The organism is Conexibacter sp. CPCC 205762 (assembly GCF_030646155.1).
In the GTDB taxonomy this organism is placed as follows: Bacteria; Actinomycetota; Thermoleophilia; order Solirubrobacterales; family Solirubrobacteraceae; genus Conexibacter.
This window is the reverse complement of sequence record NZ_JAUTDN010000001.1, coordinates 31,496-51,215: the sequence shown is the minus strand read 5'-3', so window position 1 is coordinate 51,215 and position 19,720 is coordinate 31,496. Positions and strand designations below refer to the sequence as shown.

Genomic DNA, 19,720 nt, shown 5'->3' with positions numbered 1-19,720 from the left:
GCTACGGTGGCCTCATGGCAACAGTCCCCCAAAGAGAGCTGCGCAACAACGTCGGTGACGTGCTCCGCCGCGCCGAGGCTGGCGAGCACATCACGATCACGGTCTCGGGGCGGCCCGTCGCGGAGCTCGGTCCAGTGCGCAGCCGCCGCTGGGTCGACACTGCGAGCCTCGGTGATCTCTGGGACCTGCCACCGGACCCGGCGCTCGCACAGGATGTGCAGGCGTTCGACGCAGGTCTGCGTGACCCGTGGGCTGGCTAGCCGCGGTGCACGTTCTGCTCGACACCTCGGTGCTGATCGGCGGCGAGGCGCTTGCGCCCGGCCTTCAATCAGCGATCAGCACCGTCTCGATCGCCGAGTTGCACTTCGGCCTGCTCGTCGCCGCTGACGACCAGACGCGAGCGCTGCGCGCAGCGCGGCTCGGCCTGCTCGAGGCACGCTATCCCGATCCGCTGCCGGTCGACGATCGCGTCGCACGCGAATGGGGACGACTGCAGGCCGCGGTCGCAAGACGAGGCGGAAGCCCCCGTGGCCGAAACGCCGACCTCGCGATCGCAGCGACCGCGAACGTCCACGACGCGCTGCTCGTCACGCACAACCTGAAGGACTTCAAGATCATCGAGGACCTCATCCGCGTTTCCGCACCACAGCGCATGCACTGAACGGCCCGGTCCGCTCGGCGAGGTGCCGTGCGAGCACGATCGTCGCCTGTCAGCGCAAAGGTCGTCGGTTCGAGCCCGACTAGCTCCACCGGAACGAAACCCTCGCAGATGCGGGGGTTCCGTCGTATTGGGGGGGGCGGGCGAACGCCAAGCAGGAGTTGCACCGCGTTCCGGACCTTCGATAGCGTCGCACGATGGCTGACGGAATCGAGACCCTCATGTGGGGCGGCGGTGGCCGCTACCTGATGTCCATGACGGACGAGGAGGGCGAGACGACGTATCTCTACCAGCCGCCCGCGCACGCCCATCCGGTCACGATCTCCACTGCCTCGGACCGGTTTCAGGGGGTCATCGTCAGCGAGGGCGGGACGGTGACCATCGCCGGCGACGGCACCGGCACGCTCCAGGTGGGCGTCAACGGCGTGGGGGTCGACCTGGCCCCGCCTGCCGCCGCTACGCCGCCGATCGTCATCCACCGGCCGGGGAGCAGCGGCGACACGATCGACGTCACCCGCTACAACGACGGCGCGGGGCACTTCCACGAAGTCGGCCACAGCGTGCCGACGAGCCCGCTGGACCCGGCGTACGACTGGCTGAAGATCTACGTGCCCCACGACGGGCGCAACGCGATCGGGCCCAAGGACGGGGGCCGCGGCACGATCGAGTACGGCAGCATGAAGTTCTCCAACGGCGTGTCGTCGCAGTACACGACCGGCGTCGATTACAAGCCGGACGGCTCCTCGACGTGGTGGCGCGAGGAGCACTACAGCGACGGTCACGACATCGAGGGCTACGGCGCGCGGGACGCCGCGGGCAACCACTCCGAGTCCTACCGGGTGACGTCGCAGGACGGCAGCTGGGAGGACCATACGCTCACGGTCGACAAGGACGGCAACGGCACGGACCACGTCACCGCCGGCAAGAAGGACGGGACGGTCACCGACGACTACACGAAGGAGGTTCACGGGCCCGCGTCCAGCGGCGGCGCCGGCCCCTCGGGCGAGGAAGACCCCGAGCATCCCCACCCCACCTCCTCACCCGTCGGCGACGACACACCCGGCACCGTCGAGGGCAATCCCGACGGCGTGCTCGACCGCGACCTCGTGCGCCGCCTGCTGCGCGCCGCCGGCGGCCACGACAACGAGGAGCTGGACGCCCTCGGCGACGCCGCGGGCCGGCTCGGCCCGTGGCTGGACCGCATCGCCGCCGCGATCGCCGCCGGCCAGCCGATCGGCGGCGCGGGCGAGGTGCTCGACACGCTCGGCGCGGGGATCCACCCACCGCCGCTGACCGGCACGGGCGGCCACGACTGGGGCGACCTGCTCGACAACCTCGGCGGCCCGGTCGTCCACGGGACGATCATCCCCGGCGGCCGCCACGGCGGCCCGATCGACACGATGCTCGACCTCAGCGCGCAGCTCGGAACCGGCCGAGCCGCCATCGAGGTCGCCCGCTCGCTGTTCGTCTCCGGCTGAACGGCGAGGCGCAGGGCGCGCGAGGACCGGCGGCCGCGACGACGCCCTACAGCGGAACGCGCTCGGCGCTCGTCAGCGCCTCGCGGATTCGCCGCTCCTCGTCGCTGTCGGTCGTAGCGAGGCGCAGCAGCGGAATGCCGACGTGCTCGAGAACGCCGTCCTTGAGCGCGTCGCGTCGCCGCTGCTCAGGGCGGTTCTCGTGGAACTCGAACCCGTCGACCTCGATCGCGAGCAGCGGCCGTCGCGTGATGCGGTTGGCGATGACGAAGTCGATCGAGGACCGCCTCCGGACGAACGCGCGCTGCGCGTCGCCGAGCGCGTCCGGATCGGGCACGAGGTTGCGCAGGAGCACCTGGCGCTCGACGCGCAGATGCGCATGCGCGGGCTCCGCCAGGACGTCGTCGAGAACGGCGTCGACGATCTGCTCGGCCGGAGACCCGTCACGGCCGGGCAGCCGCGCCGCCAGCGTTCTCAAGACGTCGTCGTACTCGGCATAGAGCAGGTCGAAGACCGAGACGATCCGGCTGGCATCCGGCTGGTGGTCGGGGTAGCGGTGCTCGATGTAGCCGATCAGGTCTCGCAGGTGACGGCTGTTGGCGAGCTTCTCGTGATTGGTCACCAGCACGAAGTGATCGGTCGCCCGCGAGACCGCGACGTTGACGAGCCGCGGGTCGTCGACGAACCGCAGCCCGCGGCGTCCCTCGGCGTTCTCGGAGAGCACCGTCGTCATGATGACCATCCGCCGCTCGCGGCCCTGAAGCTTGTGCACGGTGTCGGCGCTCCCGGCGACCTCCTTCAGCGCCTCCGCTGCCTTGTCGGCCTGGAGCCGGAAAGGAGCCGCGACGGCGACGTCAGCCGCATCGACCTTGACCGGCGCCTGGTCGATCACCTCCTGCTCGATGACCTCGAGCTCGCGCTGATTGAAGCGGCCGCGACCGCTGAGCCTGCGCATGTGGTTGCCGGCGACGGTGGCATGCACCCACATCGCCGGCTCTGACCGGCCCTCCGTCTCCGTGTAAGGGATCAGCTCGTCGCCGTAGAAGGCCGTGTTGCAGAAGCCGATGATCGCCGGATGGCAGCGGTAGTGCTCGCGCAACAGCGTCACCGGGACGTCGTCGCCGTACAGCTCGCCGACCGACGTGAGCACGCTGTGCTGCTGGCAGTCGTAGGCCGGTGCCGGAGCGGTGACGCCATCGACAGGCTTGCCGGGGATGTGCGGCAGCTGGCGCCGGTCTCCGACCACGATCAGGTTGCGGCACGACGCCATCGCGAGGCTCGCCGTCAACAGGTCGACCTGCGACGCCTCGTCGATGATCAGGTAGTCCAGCAGGTAGCCGTCCGGAAGCTGTCGGCGCAGCGAATGGCAGGTGCTGAGGATCACCGGATGGGTTCTGCAGAACGCGGCGAATCTCGCGGCGTCGCGGGGAACGTCGCCGGATCGCACCGCCCGCGGGGCGTCCCGGTGACGTGACGCGACCGCTGCCGCGAGCGCCTTCACGGACAGCTCGCGGTTCGCTTCGGCGAGTGCCTTGATGTCCGCTGCATCGAGTTCGCGCTCGACAGCGGCGAGCTGGCGTTCGAGCTCCGCGATCCGGCGCGCGTAGAACGTCCGCTGCAACGCCAGCACGACCTCGGAGTCGGCAGTGTCCAGGTCTCTCAACGAGCCGTAGCGAAGGTACCGCCGGATCCGGCGCAGCAAGCCGGGAGGCCTCGTCTCCCGGTCGAGCTGGGTTTCGGCGACCAACTCGAGAATGCGGCGCGGAGAACGACGAAACAGCGGCAGATCACCCAGCTCGGGCACGGTGCCGGCGCCGAGGTGGCGCTCGAAATGACGTTGCTCCAGCGCGTAGGCGTCGATGCGGGCGCGCAGCTGCGCGCCTCTGCGCTCGGCGTCGAGCGCTCGCGTCAGCCGCCGGGCGGCGGCGGTCAGCTCCGCTGGCGTCACCGGTTCGGCCGGTGCGGTGGCCAGGAACTGCTCGACCAGCGCTTCGCGCGTCTCCCGCCCATCCCGGAACGCCTGCATCATCTCGCGGTTTCCCAATCGCGCGAAGATGTGGCCGAAGCCCTCGGCCGTCAGCTTGTCGGCGACGTTGTCGACCGCGCTGTTGCCGAGCGAGACGACGCCGACGCTCCCCAGGTCCGCCGTGACGATGTTGGCCACCAGGTTCAAGATCGTCTGCGTCTTGCCGGTGCCCGGAGGACCCTCGATCACCGACAGCGCATGACTCAGCCCGCACCGGACCGCGTCGCGCTGGCTCAGGTTGCAGGAGAACGGGAACACGAGCGCGTCGGGAGCGCTGCGACGTGCCGGAGCCTCACCGTTCAGATACGTCGCCAGCACGCTCTCGGGGTCGATGTGTCTCAGCGAGCCGTAGGCGACCACGAGCGGGTCCTCCCCCTCACGGCTCTCGACATGCCGGCGCCAGTAGTCCATGACCTCCTTGGCAGCGCCCTCACCCGCGGCGTCCGGCACCACCTGGACGTCGTCGGCCGGGTAGCTCCGGTGCTTGTAGGTCTGCCCGTTGCGGTACGTGACCGTGCGCCACGCGTCAGGCGGGCAGCCGAACTCCCGCAGCTCGAGATCGAGCGGATCCCGCGGGCCCCACAGGATGCCCCGGACACGCAGGCGCGCCTCTGGTGGGATCGGCACCAGCACGGGATCGGCGAACGTGCGGATCCGGTCTGCGCCGTATCTGTATTGCTTGGCGGGTCTGACGAACCGGACCTTCACGTGGGAGCCGAGGTGGGCGATGTCGGCGATCTCGGACGTCTTGTCCTCCCATGTCGCGGACTTGGCCGCCCGAATCACTACGAGCGTCGCGCGGGGGTCCATCGGCCGAGGGTAACGCGCACGCGCCACCATGGGCTCCCGAACCACGACTATCTGGACGAGTAACGGAGCCCGCCTCCGCCAGAACCCGGCTCGTGCTCCTGCCCGGCGGCTGCGCCGGCGCGGGCGAGCTCCAACTGCTCGCCCGGACGACAGGTGCCGATTGACACCCGTCGGTACACCGGAATACCGTAGTCCGATGTCAGCTCCTGGACCTCGGATCGCGCCCGGCGGCCGGCGCCAGATCGGCCTGCTCAACACCGCCGTCGTGCGCGTTGCGGGGGCGGTGATCGGGCGGCCGGTGCCGAACGTCTTCACGACCCTCGCGCGTCACCCCGGGCTCTTCCGCCGCTGGCTCGTCTTCGCCGGCGGGCTGATGCCGGGCGGGAAGCTGCTGCGGGAGGAGACCGAGCTGGCGATCCTGCGGGTCGCGCACAACACCGATTGCGCGTACGAGTGGGACCACCACGAGCGGATCGGGCGGCGGGCCGGGCTCACAGCCGCGGAGATCGAGCGGGTGCGGAACGAGGCGACCGGCGGCGCGGACTGGAGCGGGCGCAAGCGGCTCGTGCTGCGGGCCGCCGACGCGCTGCACGCCGACGGCGTGATCGGGGACGCGCTGTGGGCGGAGCTGGCGGCGGCGTTCGACGAGCGGGAGCTGATCGAGCTGTGCCTCCTCATCGGGCACTACGAGATGCTCGCGATGACGCTCAACACGCTGCGGGTGCAGCTCGACCCTCCCCCGCGCGGCCAGGCCGCCGGGGCGCATGCGCGCGGCGGCCGTCGGCGATCCTCTCTGACATGACCCTTTCCAACAGCAGCGTCGCGACGCGGCTGCCGGCGCAGGATCTCGCGCGGGCGCGGGCGTTCTATGCGGAGAAGCTCGGGCTCGAACCGGTCGACGAGCGGCCCGGCGGGCTGCTCTACCGGACCGGGAGCGGGGAGTTCGCGCTGTTCGCGACCAGCGGCAGACCGTCCGGCGACCACACCCAGATGGGGTTCGAGGTCGACGACATCGACGCGGTCGTCAACGAGCTGCGCGCCCGCGGCGTCGTCTTCGAGCGCTACGAGCTGCCCGGCGTCCCGATCGACGACGCCGGCATCGCCGAGATCGCCGGCAACTACCCGAGCAAGCGCTCCCACGGCGAGCGCGGCGTCTGGTTCCACGACAGCGAGGGCAACCTGCTCGGGATCGGGCAGGCGCTGCGCTGACCGGCCGGCGCGGCGGGAGCGCTCAGGCGCGTCTGCCGACGGCGGTGAGGGTCGTGAGCACGCGGGCCGGGGCGCCCATCGCGGTCGAGACGCCCGCGGCGGTGGCGCAGACGGCCTCGATCACGCGCATCCGCCGCTCGTCGCCGAGCACGTCGGCGCGGCAGCCGGTGACCGAGATCCCGCCGCAGCAGCGGCCGGTCGCGTCGAAGACCGGCGCGGCGACGCAGGCGATCTCCTCGTACTCCTCCTCGTCCTCCAGCGCGTAGCCGTCGCGCGCGCTCTGCGCCGCGCACGGGGAGGCGTTCGCCGTCCCGCGCGCCGTCAGCGACCTGGTCGCCGCCGGCAGGCTCGGCGTCAAGCGGGGCGGCGGCTTCCTGCCGGCGCCGTCGCCCGACGAGCTGGCCGTGCTGCTCGACCGGCGCGACGCCGCGCTCGCCGCGCTGCGCAGGCTGCTCGCGGACAGCGAGCGCGCGGACGAGCGCTGAGACGCCGCTCAGCGAGCCGCTCGTCCCGCGGTTATCGGCAGCTTCGCCGGTCCGTTGACCGGGATGTCATCGCTGCCGTCGGCGCCGCGCAGGATCGGCCGCCGCCTGTCACAGTCCCCCGCTCGATGGAGGGACGACCTGACCACGGACGGTCAGTCGCCGGCGGGATTCGAGCGCATGCGGTCGGCGTGCTCGCGGCGCTGACGCTGACGCTCGCGCTGCTGCTGGCCGCGCCCGCCGCGAGCACGCAGGCTGCCGTGACCGGCTCGGTCGCGTTCGGCAACGACGGCGGCTGCACCTACCGCTACTGGACCGTGCCGGCCGACGTGACGCTGGTGACCGCGACGGTCGTCGGCGGGGCCGGCGGGCACAGCAAGCACACGGGGCACGGCGGGCTCGGGGCGTCGGTGGTCGCCGATATCCAGGTCAGTCCCGGCGACCAGCTCGCGATCAACGTCGGCCAGTGGGGCAACGCCAGCTCCAGCGGCGGCTGCGGGATCGCGCACGGCGGTGCGCGCGGCGACGCCAGCTCCGGCAGCGGCCGCGACGGGTACGGCGGCGGCAGCGGCACGATCGTCTCCAGCTACGACGGCAGAAGCGGCGCGATCTCGTATCTGATCGTCGCGGGCGGCGGCGGGGCCGGCGGCGGGAACGGGCAGCATGCCGGCGGACCGGGCGCGGACGGCGGGAAGTCGCTGCTGCCGGGCACGTCGGGCACCGGCGCGTTCGCCGGCAGCGGCGGCGGCTCCGGCGGCTGCAGCGGCTGCCGCGTCGGCCCCAACGGCACCTCGGGCGGCGACTCCGTCAGCCCGTCGGGCGCGGGCGGCGGCGGGGGCGGCGGCTATCCGTACTCCGGCGCCGGCGGCAACGGCGCGCCGCTCGGCGGCGGCGGAGGCGGCGGGGCCGGCGAGTCCTACACCGCTCCCGGCGTGACGGTCGACAGCATCGGCGCCAGCGACCGCGCCTGCGCGTGGCCCGACGGCGCCGCCGCCGACTGCGACGGGCGCGTCACGCTCTCCTGGGACAACCGGCCGACCGACGTCGCCGTCGTCAGCGGCGACGGCCAGCAGGTCACGGCCGGCAGCAGCTTCCCGCTGCCGCTGACCGCGCTCGTCACCAACGCCGAGCAGCAGCCGGTCGACGGCGTCGCCGTCACCTTCACGCTTCCGGGCGCCGGCGCGGGCGCGCGCTTCGCGCACGGGCCGGCGACGAGCGCGACCGTGCTCACCGGTCCCGACGGGCGCGCCGTCTCGCCCTCGCTGGAGGCCAACGGCAGCGCCGGGCCGTGGCGCGCGACCGCCGCCGCGGCCGACATCGGCTCGACCGCCTTCAAGCTGACCAACGCCCCCGCGCCGAGCGTCACCCACCTCAGCAGCGCCGCGACGACCTCCGTCGCCGGCGAGCCCGTCACCTTCAGCGCGAAGGTCGCCACCGCCACCACGCCCTACGCCAACTGGACCGGCAGCGTGCAGTTCCTGCTCGACGGCGCTCCCGTCGGCGCACCGGTGCACGTCGGCGACGACGGCGACGCCGCGACCTTCTCGACCCGCTTCGGGATCGACGGCTCCAGCGTCGGCACCCACACCGTCCAGGCCGTCTACGGCGGCGACGGCAACCACCTCGGCAGCAGATCGAACGTCGTCACCCAGACCGTCGTGCCCGCCGCCACCGCGACCGCGGTCACCAGCTCGCCGCGCGTCTCGGACACCGGCGAGGCGGTGACGCTGACGGCGCAGGTCAGAGCGGAGAGCGCCGCCGGCGGGGCGATCCCGTCCGGGGCGGTCGACTTCTGGGTCTCCCCCGCGCCGGGCGCGCCGGCCGTCCTGGCCCGCCAGGGCGTCGAGCTGGACGCAGCCGGCCGCGCCGTCTTCGTCACGAGCCCGCTGGGCGCGCCCGGCTCCTACGACGTCCGCGTCGAGTTCTCCGGCAGCGCCGGCTTCGCGGCCAGCAGCGGGACCGCGACGCAGAACGTCGGCCCGGCCGCGACCTCCACGCTCGTCACCAGCAGCGTCAACCCGTCCGTCTCGGGCGAGCCGTTCACGCTGACCGCGACCGTCGGCCGCGCGAGCGACGCCGGCTCCGCGCCGGTCGGCACCGTCACCTTCAGCGCCGGCGGCAGAGCGCTCTGCCCCGCCACCCCGGTCCGCGAGGACGACGACCCCGACGACGGCGACGGCGTCGCGACCTGCGTCGTCGCGGGCGGCCTGGAGGCCCGGCCGAACCTCGTCACCGTCGCCTTCAGCGACCCCGATCCGGCCGGCGGCTACGACCCGAGCCAGGGCTCGCTGACGCAGCAGGTCGTCGCGGCGCGAACGGCGACGACGCTCACCGCGACCCCGTCGACCGGCGTCTACGGCAGCGACGTGCGCGTGCGCGCGCGGGTCGCTCCCGTCGCGCCCGGCGCCGGCCTCGCCAACGGCACCGTCCAGTTCCTCGTCGACGACCTCGCCGTCGGGCTGCCCGTCGAGGTCGTCCGCGGCGTCGCGACCTCGGACCCGATCGCGGGGCTGACGGTCGGCGCGCACCGGATCGAGGCCGCCTACGAGGACGACGGCGACCCGGTCTCGATGCGCTCCAGCAGCGGCGCGCTCAGCTTCACCGTCGGGCGAGCGACGACGACGCTCGCGATCGCCTCCGACGCCCAGCCGGCCCCGGCCGCGCATCCCGTCGTGCTGACGGCCCGCGCCGCGGCCGGCGGCGACGCGGGCGCGGTCTCCGGCAACGTCCAGTTCCTCGTCGACGGCGCCGCCGTCGGCGACGCGGTGCCGTTGCGCGACGGGCTCGCGCAGTCGGCGCCGCTGCGGCTCGCGGCCGGCGCGCACGCGGTCGTGGCCCAGCTCAACGGCGGGACCCGCTTCGCGCCCGCGGTCGCCACCTTCACGCAGCACGTCTCGCCCCCGCCGCCGTTCACGCCGCCGCCCGCGGTGACGCCGGCCGAAGCCGCCGCCGCAGCCGCCGCGGATGCCGCCGAGCGGCCGCTCGCCTCGCTCACGACCGCGCTCGTCGAGGCCGGGCCGGACGGCGTCGCGAACGTCGTGATCGGCTGCCGCGCGCCGGTCGGCGCGGGCTGCTCCGGCCGCCTCACGCTGACGAGCCGCACCCGCCTTCCCGCCCGCCTGCTCGACGGCGCGAGCGCGCGCGGCTGGCGCCGTGCCGGCGTCGTGCTCGGCACCGCGCGCTACAGCGTCGCCGCCGGCGAGCTGCGCGCGGTCCGCATCCGGCTCACCCGCGCGGCCGAGCGGGTCCTGATCGCGCAGGGCGACCTGCGGCTGTCCGCGACCGCGGTGCCGCTCGACGCCGCCGAGGCGACCGTGACGCGGCCGCTGCGCGTGGTGGCGCGACGTGCGCCGGCGCTGTGGCTCAGCGGCGCCGCGCTCCCCGCCGGTCGCGACGGGTCGCTCGCGGTCCGGGTCCGCTGCCCGGCGTGGGCGCGCTGCGCGGGACAGCTGACGCTCGGCGGCGCTCCTGCGGCCGCCCGCGCGCGCTTCGACGTCGGCGGCGGCGCCGTGCGGACGGTGCGCCTGCGGCTGAGCGAGACGGCGCGGCGCGCGCTCGCCAGATCCGGGCGACAGCGGCTGCGGCTGCAGGCGACGACCGAGATCTCCGCCGGGCGCGCGACGACCACGCGCCGCACCGTCACCGTCAGCGCGTCCGCGAGGAGCACCCGATGAGCGCCGTTCGCCGCACCGCCGCCGCCCACGCGCAGCACGCGCCACGCGGCCGGCGCCGCCGCCCGCACGTGCTCGCAGGCTCCGTGGCCGCCCTCGCCGCGCTCGCCGTCGCCGCACTGCCCGGCGGCGCCGCGGCCGCCGGCATCTGCCCGGACGCGCCGCCCGCGAGCCAGACGACGCAGCGCTTCGGCTACACCGGCTTCACGCAGCACTTCGCGGTCCCGGCGTTCGTCGACAAGGTCCGCTTCAGCGTGCGCGGCGCGCACGGCGGCAGCTCGGCCGGAAAGACCGGCGCGGGCGGCCGGCCCGGCGTCGTGACGGGTGTCGTGCCGGTCCCGGCCGGCGGCTGCCTCGGCGTCACCGTCGGCGGCTATGACGGCGGCTTCGGCTACGGCAGCGGCGGCGGCCAGGGCAAGGGCGGCCCGTTCGCGTCCGACGGCAACCGCGGCGGTGGCGGCAGCGCCTTCGGGCCTGACGGCGGCACGCCGCTGGTCGTCGCCGGCGGCGGCGGGGGCGCGGGCGGCAACGGCGCCCGCTGGGAGGACCAGAGAGACGGGCTGCCGGGCGGCGCTGGCGGCGACGGCGCCGGCGGGCGCGGGGCCGGCACACCGCAGGGCGGTGCCGGATCGCAGCCGCCGACCGCGCAGTCGAGAACCTCGGAGCGCGACGTCTTCGGGCTGCCCCAGCACGGCAGCGGCAGCAACGGCGGCGACTCCGACCGCTACGCCCCGTTCGACTGCGGTCTCAACTCCGGCGGGGGCGGCGGAGGAGGCGGCGGCATCTCCGGCGGCGGCGCCGGCAGCCGCTTCGACCCGACCGAGGACAGAGTCGACCCGACCTGGCAGAACCCAGACTTCCCCGCCACGCCCGACTTCGCGCGCAGCTGGACCCGTGCGAAGGGCGTGCTGCGGGCCGCCGTGCCCGGCTGCGCCGACCTCACCTACGGCTTCGGCGGCGGTGGCGGAGCCGGCGGCGACTCGTTCGCCGACCCGTCCGCGGTCGACCCGGCCTTCACCGTCGACCAGGGCACCTGCCCGCCGAACGGCGGCCAGTTCCCCGCCTGTGAGGGCGCGATCGAGCTGGACTGGTCGATCGACGTCGGCGCGGTCACCGCAGCCGGCGGCGCCGTCCAGGAGACGACGATCGGCTCCCGCTACCCGGGCCTGCTGCAGGCGCGCGTGACCGCCGCAAACGACGCGCCGATCCCGGGCCTGTCGGTCACCTTCACGCTGCCGGCGAGCGGCGCCAGCGGCAGCTTCGACGACGGCAGCGCCACCGCCCCGCGCAGCGTCACGGTGACGACCGACGCCGCCGGCGTCGCGACCGCGCCGCCGCTGGTCGCGGGCACCGCCGCCGGTGCCTTCTCCGCGACCGCGGCGGTCGCCGGCGTCGCCCAGCCGGCCCGCTACGCGCTCACCAACCAGCCGGCCGTGACGGCGACCTCGCTCTCGACCGCACCCGGCAACCCGTCGGTGACGGGCGAGCAGGTGCGCTTCCTCGCGCAGGTCGTGCAGTCGCCGTCGAGCGCGCCGACGCCCGCCGGGACGGTCGTCTACGAGATCGACGGCAGACGTGTCGGCGCGGCGGTGCCGCTCGACGCCGACGGCGCCGCGCTGTCGATCCCGGTCCAGCTGTCCGAGGACGCGACCGTCACCGCCCGCTTCCGCTCCGACGGCCAGTTCGCCGGCAGCAGCGGGACGATGACGCAGCGCGTGCTGCGCGCCGGCACCGCGATCGACGTCCGCTCCTCGGCGAACCCGTCGGGGGACGACGAGCCGGTCAGCTTCACCGCCGACGTGGCGGCGCTCGCGCCCGGCGCCGGCACGCCGACGGGCAGCGTCACGTTCGTGGTCGACGGGTCTCCGCTCGGCGGCCCGGTCGCGCTGACCGACGGGTCGGCGAGATCGAGCGCGCTCGCGCTGCCCGCCGGCACCCACGACGTGACCGTCACCTACGACGGCTCGCCGCACTACGCGCCGGCCACCGCGGACGCGGTCCAGTCGGTCGGCGCGACGGCGACCGCGACCGAGCTGACCGCCGACCCGCGCAGCCCCGTCGTCGGACAGGCGTCGCTGATTCGCGTGACCGTGAAGCCGCCGTCGGCGAGCCCGGCCGCGGTCCCGAGCGGCGGCGTCGACGTGCTCGTCGACGGGATCGTCGTCTGCGACGGCGTCACGCTCGTCGCCGCGAGAGCGACCTGCGCCGTGACGGCCCCGTCGCTGCCGGGCGCCCACCAGATCACCGCCCGCTACGAGCCGGGCAGCCTCGACTTCTCGCCCTCGCGCGGCGCGCTCGCCCAGCTGGTCGGCCAGGGCCGCACGACCGTCACGCTGGAGGCGACGCCCGATCCGTCCGTCTTCGGCGAGCCGGTGCAGCTGCACGCGCAGGTCGCCGCCGCCGGCGCCGCGACCGGCGAGCCGACCGGCGCCGTCAGCTTCACCGTCGACGGCATCGCGATCGGCCAGCCGGTGCCGCTGCGCGACGGCCGCGCCGACTCGATCGCGATCCCGGCGCTCGCCGCCGGGCCGCACGTGCTGCGCGCCAGCTACGGCGGCGACGCCAGCTTCCTCGCGAACGCTGCCGGCGCGACGCAGGGCGTCGACCCGGCGGCGACGCTGAGCACGATCCGCAGCTCGGCGCCCGACGCGAGACTCGGCGGCGCGCCGCGCTTCACGATGCAGCTGGGGATCGCCCCGCCCGCGTTCGGCACGCCCGGCGGCAGCGTCCAGTTCGCCGTCGACGGCCGTCCGTACGGGCCGCCGGTCGCGATCGCCGGCGCGACGGCCGTCTCCCCGCCGGTCGCCGGCCTGCGCGCCGGCGCCCACCTCGTGCGCGCCTCATACCTCGGCGCTCCCGGCTTCACGCGCGTCGACGCGCAGCTGACGCAGTGGATCGCCGGCCCGGACGCGGCCGTCGTCCCCGGGACGGGAACGGACGCGCGTCCGCCCGTGCTGACGCCGCGGCAGGTCGCGGCCGCCGAGCGCTCGCCGCTGCTGTGCACGCGCTCGCTGGCGATCGCCTCGGTGGCCGTCAGCGGCGCGCGGGTGCGTCTGCGCGGCGTCGCCGCCACCGACCTCGCCGGCACGCGCATCGCGATCGTGCAGGCGGGACGCACCGTCGCCCGGCCGCGGGTCAACGTGAACGGCGGCTGGTCGGTCGCGGTCGCCCGGCCTCGAGGTCTGGAGCCCGCCGACGTCGTCTACGTCGCGACCGCCGGCAGCGCCCGCTCTGAGCCGGTCTCGCTGGCTCAGCCGCTGCGGATCGTGCGGGTGCGCTCGATCGGCCGCGGCAAGGTCCGCGTCGAGGCGACGCTGAGCGGCGGCGCGAGGCGTTCCGCGAGCACGGCGATCGTCGAGCGCCGCGTCGGCTGCGGACTGCTGCGCCAGGTCGCCCGCCCCCGCATCGCCGCCGCCGCGCGCGCCGGCGGCCCGCGCCGCATCGCGGTGACCGTCGCCCGCCCGCGGACGGGCTCCGCGATCGTGCGCATCCGCGTCGGCACCGCGCTCGTCTCGCTCCCGCTCGTCGTCTCCTCCTGACCGGCCGCCGCAGCCGCGCGGCGCAGACCTGCTTGACAGGTGTGTGGCCACGACGGCGCGGGCCGGCGGAGGGGCTCTGACGCTCGCTCACTCCTCGCCGCCGAGCAGGTCGAGCGCGGCGCGAGCCTGCGCACGGCTGCTGGCCTGCCGGCGGCGGCTCGCGCGGGCGATCGTCTCCCGCGCGGCGCGCAATGACGCCCAGGTGTCGTCACGGTCAACGAGCACGCGGCCCTCGTCAACCGCTTGCAGCAGCAGGAACGGCGCCTCCCTGCGCACCCGCGAGTAGCGAGCGACGTCGACTGGTCTGCGAAGGCGGCGTTCGAGGCGCCGCGCCAGTGACGAGCTCGACGCATCGACGTCGTCACGGAAGCTGACGAGCAGATCGATGTCTGACGAGGCGCGATCGTCGCCCCGCGCAGCGGATCCGTAGAGCACCGCGAGGCTGACGTTCGGCTCGGTCCGGAACGCTCCGGTGAGCCCGGCCAGCAGGTCCCAATGACCATCCAGGTACGCCAGCTCTCCGGGGTCCACGACCACCGCTAGATCAGGATCGTATGACCGTTATCGATGTGTATTTCTCGGCATACCCAAGCTGTCACGGCGAATCTTCGCTCGCCGCAACCGGACAGAGCGCGAAAAGCAATACGGACATGGCAATCATCTGAACGCTGCGCGCGCCTCCGCCGCCGCGGCGTGGCCGAGCAGCCCCTCCGCGCGTGAGATGCCGGCGGCGACCGGGGCCAGCGCGGCGGCGCCGGCGGCGGTCGCGCGCTGGTAGGTCAGGACCTTCAGGAACGAGCCGGCCCAGAGGCCTCCGGTGTAGCGCGCCGCGAGGCCGGTCGGCAGGGTGTGGTTCGGCCCTGCCGCCTTGTCGCCGAAGGTGACGGTCGTCTGCTCGCCGAGGAAGAGCGCGCCGTAGTTGCGCAGCCGCGCGTGGTACCAGCCGGGGTCGGCGGTGTGGACCTCGAGGTGCTCGGGCGCGCGGGCGTCGGCGGCGGCGACCGCCTGCTCGGGCGTCGCGACGACGACGACCTCGCCGTGCTCGCGCCAGGCGGTCGCGGCGGTGCCGTCGTCGGGGAACTCCGGCAGCCGCCGCTCGACCTCCGCGACGACCGCCTCCGCGAGCGCGGCCGACGTGCTCACCAGCACCGCCGGCGAGGTCGGGCCGTGCTCGGCCTGGCTCAGCAGGTCGATCGCGACCAGCGCGGGCGTCGCGGTCTCGTCGGCGATCACGAGGATCTCGGTCGGCCCGGCGAGCAGGTCGATCCCGACCTGGCCGAAGACCTGGCGCTTGGCCTCGGTGACGTAGGCGTTGCCGGCGCCGACGACCATGTCGACCGGCGCGACGTCCGGCAGGCCGCCGTAGGCGAGCGCGCCGATCGCCTGCACGCCGCCGAGCACGACCAGCTCGTCGGCGCCGGCCAGCAGCGCGGCGTGGACGGTCGCCGGCGACGGCCCCTCCGCGCCGGCCGGCGGGAAGACCGCGACGACGCGCGGCACGCCCGCGACCTTCGCCGTCAGCACGCTCATCAGCGCCGAGGAGACGAGCCGGTAGCGCCCGCCCGGGACGTACGCGCCGACCGCCCCGACCGGCACCAGGCGGTGACCGGCATGGAGGCCGGGCGCGACCTCGACGTCGACGTCGCGCAGCGCCGCCCGCTGCGCCTCGGCGAAGCGGCGCACGTTCGCGGCCGCGACGTCGAGCGCGGCGCGCACGTCGGCCGGCGCCCGCGCCGCCAGCTCGCGCGCCTGCTCGCCGGTCAGCCGGAAGCTCGGCGGCGACCAGCCGTCGAACCGCTGCGACCAGCGCCGGATCGCCGGCTCGCCCTGCGCGCGCACCTCCCCCAGGATCTGCTCGACCGTCGTCCGCACCGCGTCGCGCTCGTTCGTCTCGCTGCTCACTTCGTCACCTCTCCACGGCGCCGCGCCGTCGCGAGCAGGACCGCTCCGACGATCACCGCGCCCTTGATGATCTGCTGGGTGTAGTCGTCGGCGCCGATCTGGTTGAGCCCGTTCGCGAGCACGCTGATCAGCAGCACGCCGAGCAGCGTGCGATGGACGCCGCCGCGGCCGCCGGAGAGCGACGTGCCGGCGACGACGATCGCCGCCAGCGAGTCGAGCAGCAGCGTCGAGCCGACCGTCGGGCCGCCCGAGCCGAGCTGCGCGACCAGCAGCACGCCGGCGCACGCCGCGGTCGCGCCCGAGAGCGCGAAGGCGGCGACCTTGACGGCGCGCACGCGCACGCCCGACAGCCGCGCGACCGGCTCGCCGCCGCCGATCGCATAGACGTACAGGCCGAAGCGCGTGCGCAGCCCGACGACGACGAACAGCGCCCACGCGATCAGCGCCCACAGGCCGGCGTTCTGCACGTGCGGGACGATCTGCCCGATCGCCAGGTCGGAGGTCGCGGGGCTCGTGAACGGCAGCGGGCTGCCTCTGAGGATCTTCAGCGCGACGCCGCTGAGGATCGACATCGCGCCGAGCGTCGCGACGAACGACGGCACGCCGCCGTAGGCGACGACGGCGCCGCTGATCGCGCCGACGCCGGCCCCGGCGAGGATCGCGGCCGGGACCGCGAAGCCGCCGAGCGCCCCGTCCGACAGCAGCCACGCCGCGACCGCGCCGCAGAACAGCGCGACGGCGCCGACGGAGAGGTCGATCGACCCCATCACGACGACGAAGGTCGCGCCGAGCGCGACGAACAGCAGCGGCCCCGCCTGGCCGCTGAACGCGGTCACGTTGCCCCACGACAGGAAGGTGTCGCTGCGGAGCGAGAAGTAGACCACCAGCAGCACCAGCGCCGCCGGCGCCAGCAGCGACCGCGCCAGCTCGCGACGGCGGCCGTCGTCCAGCCGCTCCGGCACGGGTCGCTCGACCGTCTCGGCGCTCATGCGGCGACCTCCTGCTCGGGTGCTGCGCTCATCAGGGTCACGATCCGCTGCTCGCTCGGCTTCGCCTCCGCCGGTGCCTCCACGACCGCCGCGACGCGCCCGCGCGCCATCACGACGACGCGGTGCGAGAGGCCGATCAGCTCGGTCAGGTCGTCGCTCGCGAGCAGCACCGCGCGGCCCTGCTGCGACTGCTCGCGCAGCAGCGTGTAGATCGCCTCGCGCGCACCGGTGTCGACGCCGCGCGTCGGGCTGTCGAGCAGCAGCACGCGCGGCGAGCGCTCCAGCCACTTCGCCAGCACCAGCTTCTGCTGGCCGCCGCCGCTGAGCGCGCCGGCGAGCGTGCCCGGCCCCGGCGCCGCGATCGCGAGCCGCTCGATCCACGCGCGCGTCGCCGCCCGCGCCCGCCCGCGCCGCCACCAGCCGCGCGGTGCGAAGCGGTCCTGCAGCGACGGCAGCTGCAGGTTCGCCAGCAGCGAGGCGTCGAGCACCAGCCCCTCCGTGCCGCGCTCGGCCGGCACGAAGCCGAGGCCGGCGGCGAGCAGGCGCCGCAGCCGCGGGCGCGCCGGCGGACCCTCCCCCAGCTGGACCGTCCCGGTCGCGCCCGGCAGCGCGCCGGCGATCGCCCGCACGAGGTCGGACTTGCCGCTGCCGAGCAGGCCGCCGACGCCGACGATCTCGCCGGCGTGGACGTCGAGCGAGACGCCGGCGACCGATCCGCCGGGCAGCGACAGCTCGCGCACGCGCAGCAGCGGCTGCGCGCCGGCCGGCCGCTGCAGGTCCTCGCGGTGGTGGTCGGCGGCGCGCTCGCGGCCGACCATCAGCGCGTGCAGCCGCGGCTCGTCCAGCTCCGCGGCCGGCGCCTGCGTCACGACCGCGCCGTCCTTCAGCACGACGATCCGGTCGGCGGTCGCGAGCACCTCCGGCAGGAAGTGCGAGACGAGCACGACCGAGGCGCGCCCGCGCAGCGCGCGCACCCAGCCGAGGAAGGCGGCGACCTGCGCGCGGTCGAGCGCCGCGGTCGCCTCGTCGAACAGCACGACGGGGCGCTCGATCCCGAGCAGCTCGGCGAGCAGCAGCGCCCGCGCGATCTCGACCGCCTGCCGGTGGCCGAGGTCGAGCGTCTCGACGCGGGCGCGCGCGTCGACCGGCACGCCCAGCTCGTCGAGCAGCGTCTGCGCGCGCCGCTGGATCGCGCGGCGCGCCAGCAGCGGCCCGCGCCGCAGCCGCCGCTCGTGGCCGAGCAGCAGGCTCTCGTCGACGCGCAGGTTCGGGATCAGCGCCTGCTCCTGGAAGACGCGGAAGACGCCGCGCGCGTTGGCCGCGCGATGCGAGCCGAAGGCGGCCTCCGCGCCGTGCAGCTCGACCGCGCCGGCGTCGGGCGCGACGACGCCCGAGAGGACGTCGAGCAGCGTCGACTTGCCGGCGCCGTTCTCGCCGACGACGCCGAGCACCTCGCCGTCGCGCAGCTCGACGGTCACGCCGTCGAGCGCGACGACACCCGGATAGCGCTTGACGACGGCGCGCGCCGCGAGCGCGGCGCCCGCCTCAGGCGGCCGGCGAGGGACCGAGGACATCGGCTCTGTAGGCGGCGACGTACTCCGCTCTGACGGCGTCGAACTCGCCGCTCTGCTGCGCCGCGACGAACTCCTTCGGCGGCTCCCAGCCGGACGGCTTTCTGTTGCCCTCCCACAGCTGGTCGAGGTCGGAGATCGGGTAGAGGCTCGCCTGCGGATCCCATCTGTCGCCGGCTCTGACGTGCGACAGCAGGTCGATCGAGAACGGCGCGACGCTCGGGTCGCCGACGTACCGCTGGAGGTACGGCTCGACGTTCTCTCTCGTCAGGATCACCGACTCCCACTGCAGCATCCGCTCGGGCGTGCGCGGTCTCCAGCCGTTCTGCAGGTCGTACAGCCGCGCCAGCAGCAGGTAGCCGGAGTAGGACGGGACGTTCGCCGTCGTGCCGAGCTGCTCGCCGCTCTTGATCCGCTCGGCGGCGAGGTCGGTGCCGTCGGCGCCGACGACGAGGATGTCCTCGCCCGGCCGCTTGCCGGCCGCTCTGATCGCCGCGATCACGCCGGTCGCGATGTCGTCGTTCTGGGCGATCACGCCCTTCGTGCCGGGGAAGCGCGACAGCAGGCTCTCCATCGCCTTCTGCGACTCCTCCGGGTTCCATCTGCCGGTCTGCTCGCCGACCAGTCTGACGCCGGGGTTTCGCTTCAGCACGGCGTTGGCGCCGGCCGTGCGGATCGTGTCGGCGCTGGAGCCGACGACGCCGGTCACGCGCACGATCTCGCCCTTGCCGTCGAGCGCGTCGATCAGCAGCTGCGTGACTCTGCCCTGCACCATGTACTCGTCCGGCTGCGCGTACAGCGTCCAGTAGTCGCCGACGTCGAACGGGGTGTAGAAGGCGCGCGTGTTCCAGACGTTCGCGAGCCAGATTCTCTGCTGCTGGGAGGCTCTCGCGATGCTCTCGACGTTCGAGCCGTCGGGAGAGTGCAGCAGGATCCCCTTGACGCCTCTCGCGGCCGCCTGCTGGAACTGCGTCAGCTGCAGGCTGGCGTCGAGTCTGCCGTCGAAGCTGGCGTAGTCGAAGCCGAGCTGCTCGGCGAGGCCGGCCGCCGCTCTGTCGAGCAGCACGTCGTACTCGAGCTGGTTGGTCATCACCAGGAACGCGAGCGAGCCGTCGGCGACGACGGTCGTGCCGGTGCCGGTGGCCGCGGCGCCGCCGGTGGTGGCGGTCGCGCCGTCGTCGCCGCAGGCGGCGAGCAGCCCGCCGGCGGCGGCCGCCGTGGCGCCTGCGCCGATCAGCTTCAGCAGCGAGCGGCGGCTGACGCCGCGCGTGTCGAGCCGCGACAGGATGTCGTCGACCGCGTCCGATCTGCCGGACATGGAGAGGCCTTTCTTCGGGATGGGTGGGAGTGACAGGCCGCGGCTCGCCGCGGCTGGCTGCGCTGCGCTG

The 19,720-nt window shown here is 74.7% G+C and carries 14 protein-coding genes; 7 read left to right on the top strand and 7 right to left on the bottom strand.

The features are described 5' to 3' along the window. Nucleotides 1-14: 14 nt before the first annotated feature. The 3 genes from Q7L73_RS00225 (at nt 15) to Q7L73_RS00215 (ending at nt 2,136) form a co-directional block, all read left to right on the top strand. The gene (locus Q7L73_RS00225; protein WP_304687959.1) at nt 15-260 is read left to right on the top strand and encodes a type II toxin-antitoxin system Phd/YefM family antitoxin; all 246 of its coding nucleotides are present in this window, start codon (nt 15-17) and stop codon (nt 258-260) included. Nucleotides 261-265: 5 nt separating this feature from the next. Continuing rightward, the gene (locus tag Q7L73_RS00220; protein WP_304687957.1) at nt 266-661 is read left to right on the top strand and encodes a PIN domain-containing protein; all 396 of its coding nucleotides are present in this window, start codon (nt 266-268) and stop codon (nt 659-661) included. A gap of 194 nt (nt 662-855) precedes the next feature. After that, entirely contained in the window at nt 856-2,136 is a 1,281-nt protein-coding gene (locus Q7L73_RS00215) for a hypothetical protein (protein WP_304687955.1), read from the top strand. 46 nt (nt 2,137-2,182) lie between these two features. Here Q7L73_RS00215 and Q7L73_RS00210 read toward each other — a convergent pair whose 3' ends face one another. Next, the gene (locus Q7L73_RS00210; protein WP_304687953.1) at nt 2,183-4,969 is read right to left on the bottom strand and encodes an AAA domain-containing protein; all 2,787 of its coding nucleotides are present in this window, start codon (nt 4,967-4,969) and stop codon (nt 2,183-2,185) included. Between the two features lie 196 nt (nt 4,970-5,165). Between Q7L73_RS00210 and Q7L73_RS00205 the strand changes: the two genes are divergently transcribed. Both Q7L73_RS00205 and Q7L73_RS00200 read left to right on the top strand, forming a co-directional pair. Continuing rightward, the gene (locus Q7L73_RS00205) at nt 5,166-5,771 is read left to right on the top strand and encodes a carboxymuconolactone decarboxylase family protein (protein WP_304687952.1); all 606 of its coding nucleotides are present in this window, start codon (nt 5,166-5,168) and stop codon (nt 5,769-5,771) included. Next, nucleotides 5,768-6,178 (top strand): VOC family protein, encoded by a 411-nt coding sequence (locus Q7L73_RS00200; protein WP_304687950.1) that lies wholly within the window; start codon nt 5,768-5,770, stop codon nt 6,176-6,178. The genes Q7L73_RS00205 and Q7L73_RS00200 overlap by 4 nt, the downstream gene beginning before the upstream one ends. A 22-nt stretch (nt 6,179-6,200) precedes the next feature. Here the strand turns inward: Q7L73_RS00200 and Q7L73_RS00195 are convergent, their stop codons facing one another. Further along, nucleotides 6,201-6,536, bottom strand: coding sequence for an IclR family transcriptional regulator C-terminal domain-containing protein (locus Q7L73_RS00195; RefSeq protein WP_304687948.1), 336 nt, complete (start codon nt 6,534-6,536; stop codon nt 6,201-6,203). Between the two features lie 252 nt (nt 6,537-6,788). On the opposite strand from Q7L73_RS00195, the gene Q7L73_RS00190 reads away from it, so the two are divergent. Together Q7L73_RS00190 and Q7L73_RS00185 are read left to right on the top strand one after the other, a co-directional pair. Next, a complete protein-coding gene (locus Q7L73_RS00190; RefSeq protein WP_304687946.1) occupies nt 6,789-10,334 on the top strand; it encodes an Ig-like domain-containing protein in 3,546 nt (1,181 codons plus the stop codon). Beyond that, on the top strand, nt 10,331-13,870 hold the full coding sequence (locus tag Q7L73_RS00185; protein ID WP_304687944.1) for an Ig-like domain repeat protein: 3,540 nt from the start codon (nt 10,331-10,333) through the stop codon (nt 13,868-13,870). Before Q7L73_RS00190 ends, Q7L73_RS00185 begins: the two co-directional genes overlap by 4 nt. 87 nt (nt 13,871-13,957) lie before the next feature. Here the strand turns inward: Q7L73_RS00185 and Q7L73_RS00180 are convergent, their stop codons facing one another. The 5 genes from Q7L73_RS00180 to Q7L73_RS00160 form a co-directional block, all read right to left on the bottom strand. Beyond that, on the bottom strand, nt 13,958-14,407 hold the full coding sequence (locus Q7L73_RS00180) for a nucleotidyltransferase domain-containing protein (protein WP_304687942.1): 450 nt from the start codon (nt 14,405-14,407) through the stop codon (nt 13,958-13,960). 120 nt (nt 14,408-14,527) lie between these two features. Continuing rightward, nucleotides 14,528-15,772, bottom strand: a complete 1,245-nt coding sequence (gene hisD / locus Q7L73_RS00175) for a histidinol dehydrogenase (RefSeq protein ID WP_304687939.1) — start codon at nt 15,770-15,772, stop codon at nt 14,528-14,530. Beyond that, a complete protein-coding gene (locus tag Q7L73_RS00170; protein WP_304687937.1) occupies nt 15,769-16,761 on the bottom strand; it encodes an ABC transporter permease in 993 nt (330 codons plus the stop codon). The genes hisD and Q7L73_RS00170 overlap by 4 nt, the downstream gene beginning before the upstream one ends. Further along, nucleotides 16,758-18,335, bottom strand: coding sequence for a sugar ABC transporter ATP-binding protein (locus Q7L73_RS00165; RefSeq protein ID WP_304687935.1), 1,578 nt, complete (start codon nt 18,333-18,335; stop codon nt 16,758-16,760). The genes Q7L73_RS00170 and Q7L73_RS00165 overlap by 4 nt, the downstream gene beginning before the upstream one ends. Then, nucleotides 18,307-19,650: a sugar ABC transporter substrate-binding protein gene (locus Q7L73_RS00160; RefSeq protein WP_304687934.1), complete on the bottom strand. Its 1,344-nt coding sequence runs from the start codon at nt 19,648-19,650 to the stop codon at nt 18,307-18,309. The genes Q7L73_RS00165 and Q7L73_RS00160 overlap by 29 nt, the downstream gene beginning before the upstream one ends. Between the last annotated feature and the right edge of the window lie 70 nt (nt 19,651-19,720).

Bases quoted from the DNA above. Each gene is read 5' to 3' on its own strand.
- Q7L73_RS00225 (WP_304687959.1), top strand. From the start codon at position 15: ATGGCAACAGTCCCCCAAAGAGAGCTGCGCAACAACGTCGGTGACGTG.
- Q7L73_RS00215 (WP_304687955.1), top strand. From the start codon at position 856: ATGGCTGACGGAATCGAGACCCTCATGTGGGGCGGCGGTGGCCGCTAC.
- Q7L73_RS00210 (WP_304687953.1), bottom strand. From the start codon at position 4,969: ATGGACCCCCGCGCGACGCTCGTAGTGATTCGGGCGGCCAAGTCCGCG.
- Q7L73_RS00205 (WP_304687952.1), top strand. From the start codon at position 5,166: ATGTCAGCTCCTGGACCTCGGATCGCGCCCGGCGGCCGGCGCCAGATC.
- Q7L73_RS00200 (WP_304687950.1), top strand. From the start codon at position 5,768: ATGACCCTTTCCAACAGCAGCGTCGCGACGCGGCTGCCGGCGCAGGAT.
- Q7L73_RS00190 (WP_304687946.1), top strand. From the start codon at position 6,789: ATGGAGGGACGACCTGACCACGGACGGTCAGTCGCCGGCGGGATTCGA.
- Q7L73_RS00185 (WP_304687944.1), top strand. From the start codon at position 10,331: ATGAGCGCCGTTCGCCGCACCGCCGCCGCCCACGCGCAGCACGCGCCA.
- Q7L73_RS00170 (WP_304687937.1), bottom strand. From the start codon at position 16,761: ATGAGCGCCGAGACGGTCGAGCGACCCGTGCCGGAGCGGCTGGACGAC.
- Q7L73_RS00165 (WP_304687935.1), bottom strand. From the start codon at position 18,335: ATGTCCTCGGTCCCTCGCCGGCCGCCTGAGGCGGGCGCCGCGCTCGCG.
- Q7L73_RS00160 (WP_304687934.1), bottom strand. From the start codon at position 19,650: ATGTCCGGCAGATCGGACGCGGTCGACGACATCCTGTCGCGGCTCGAC.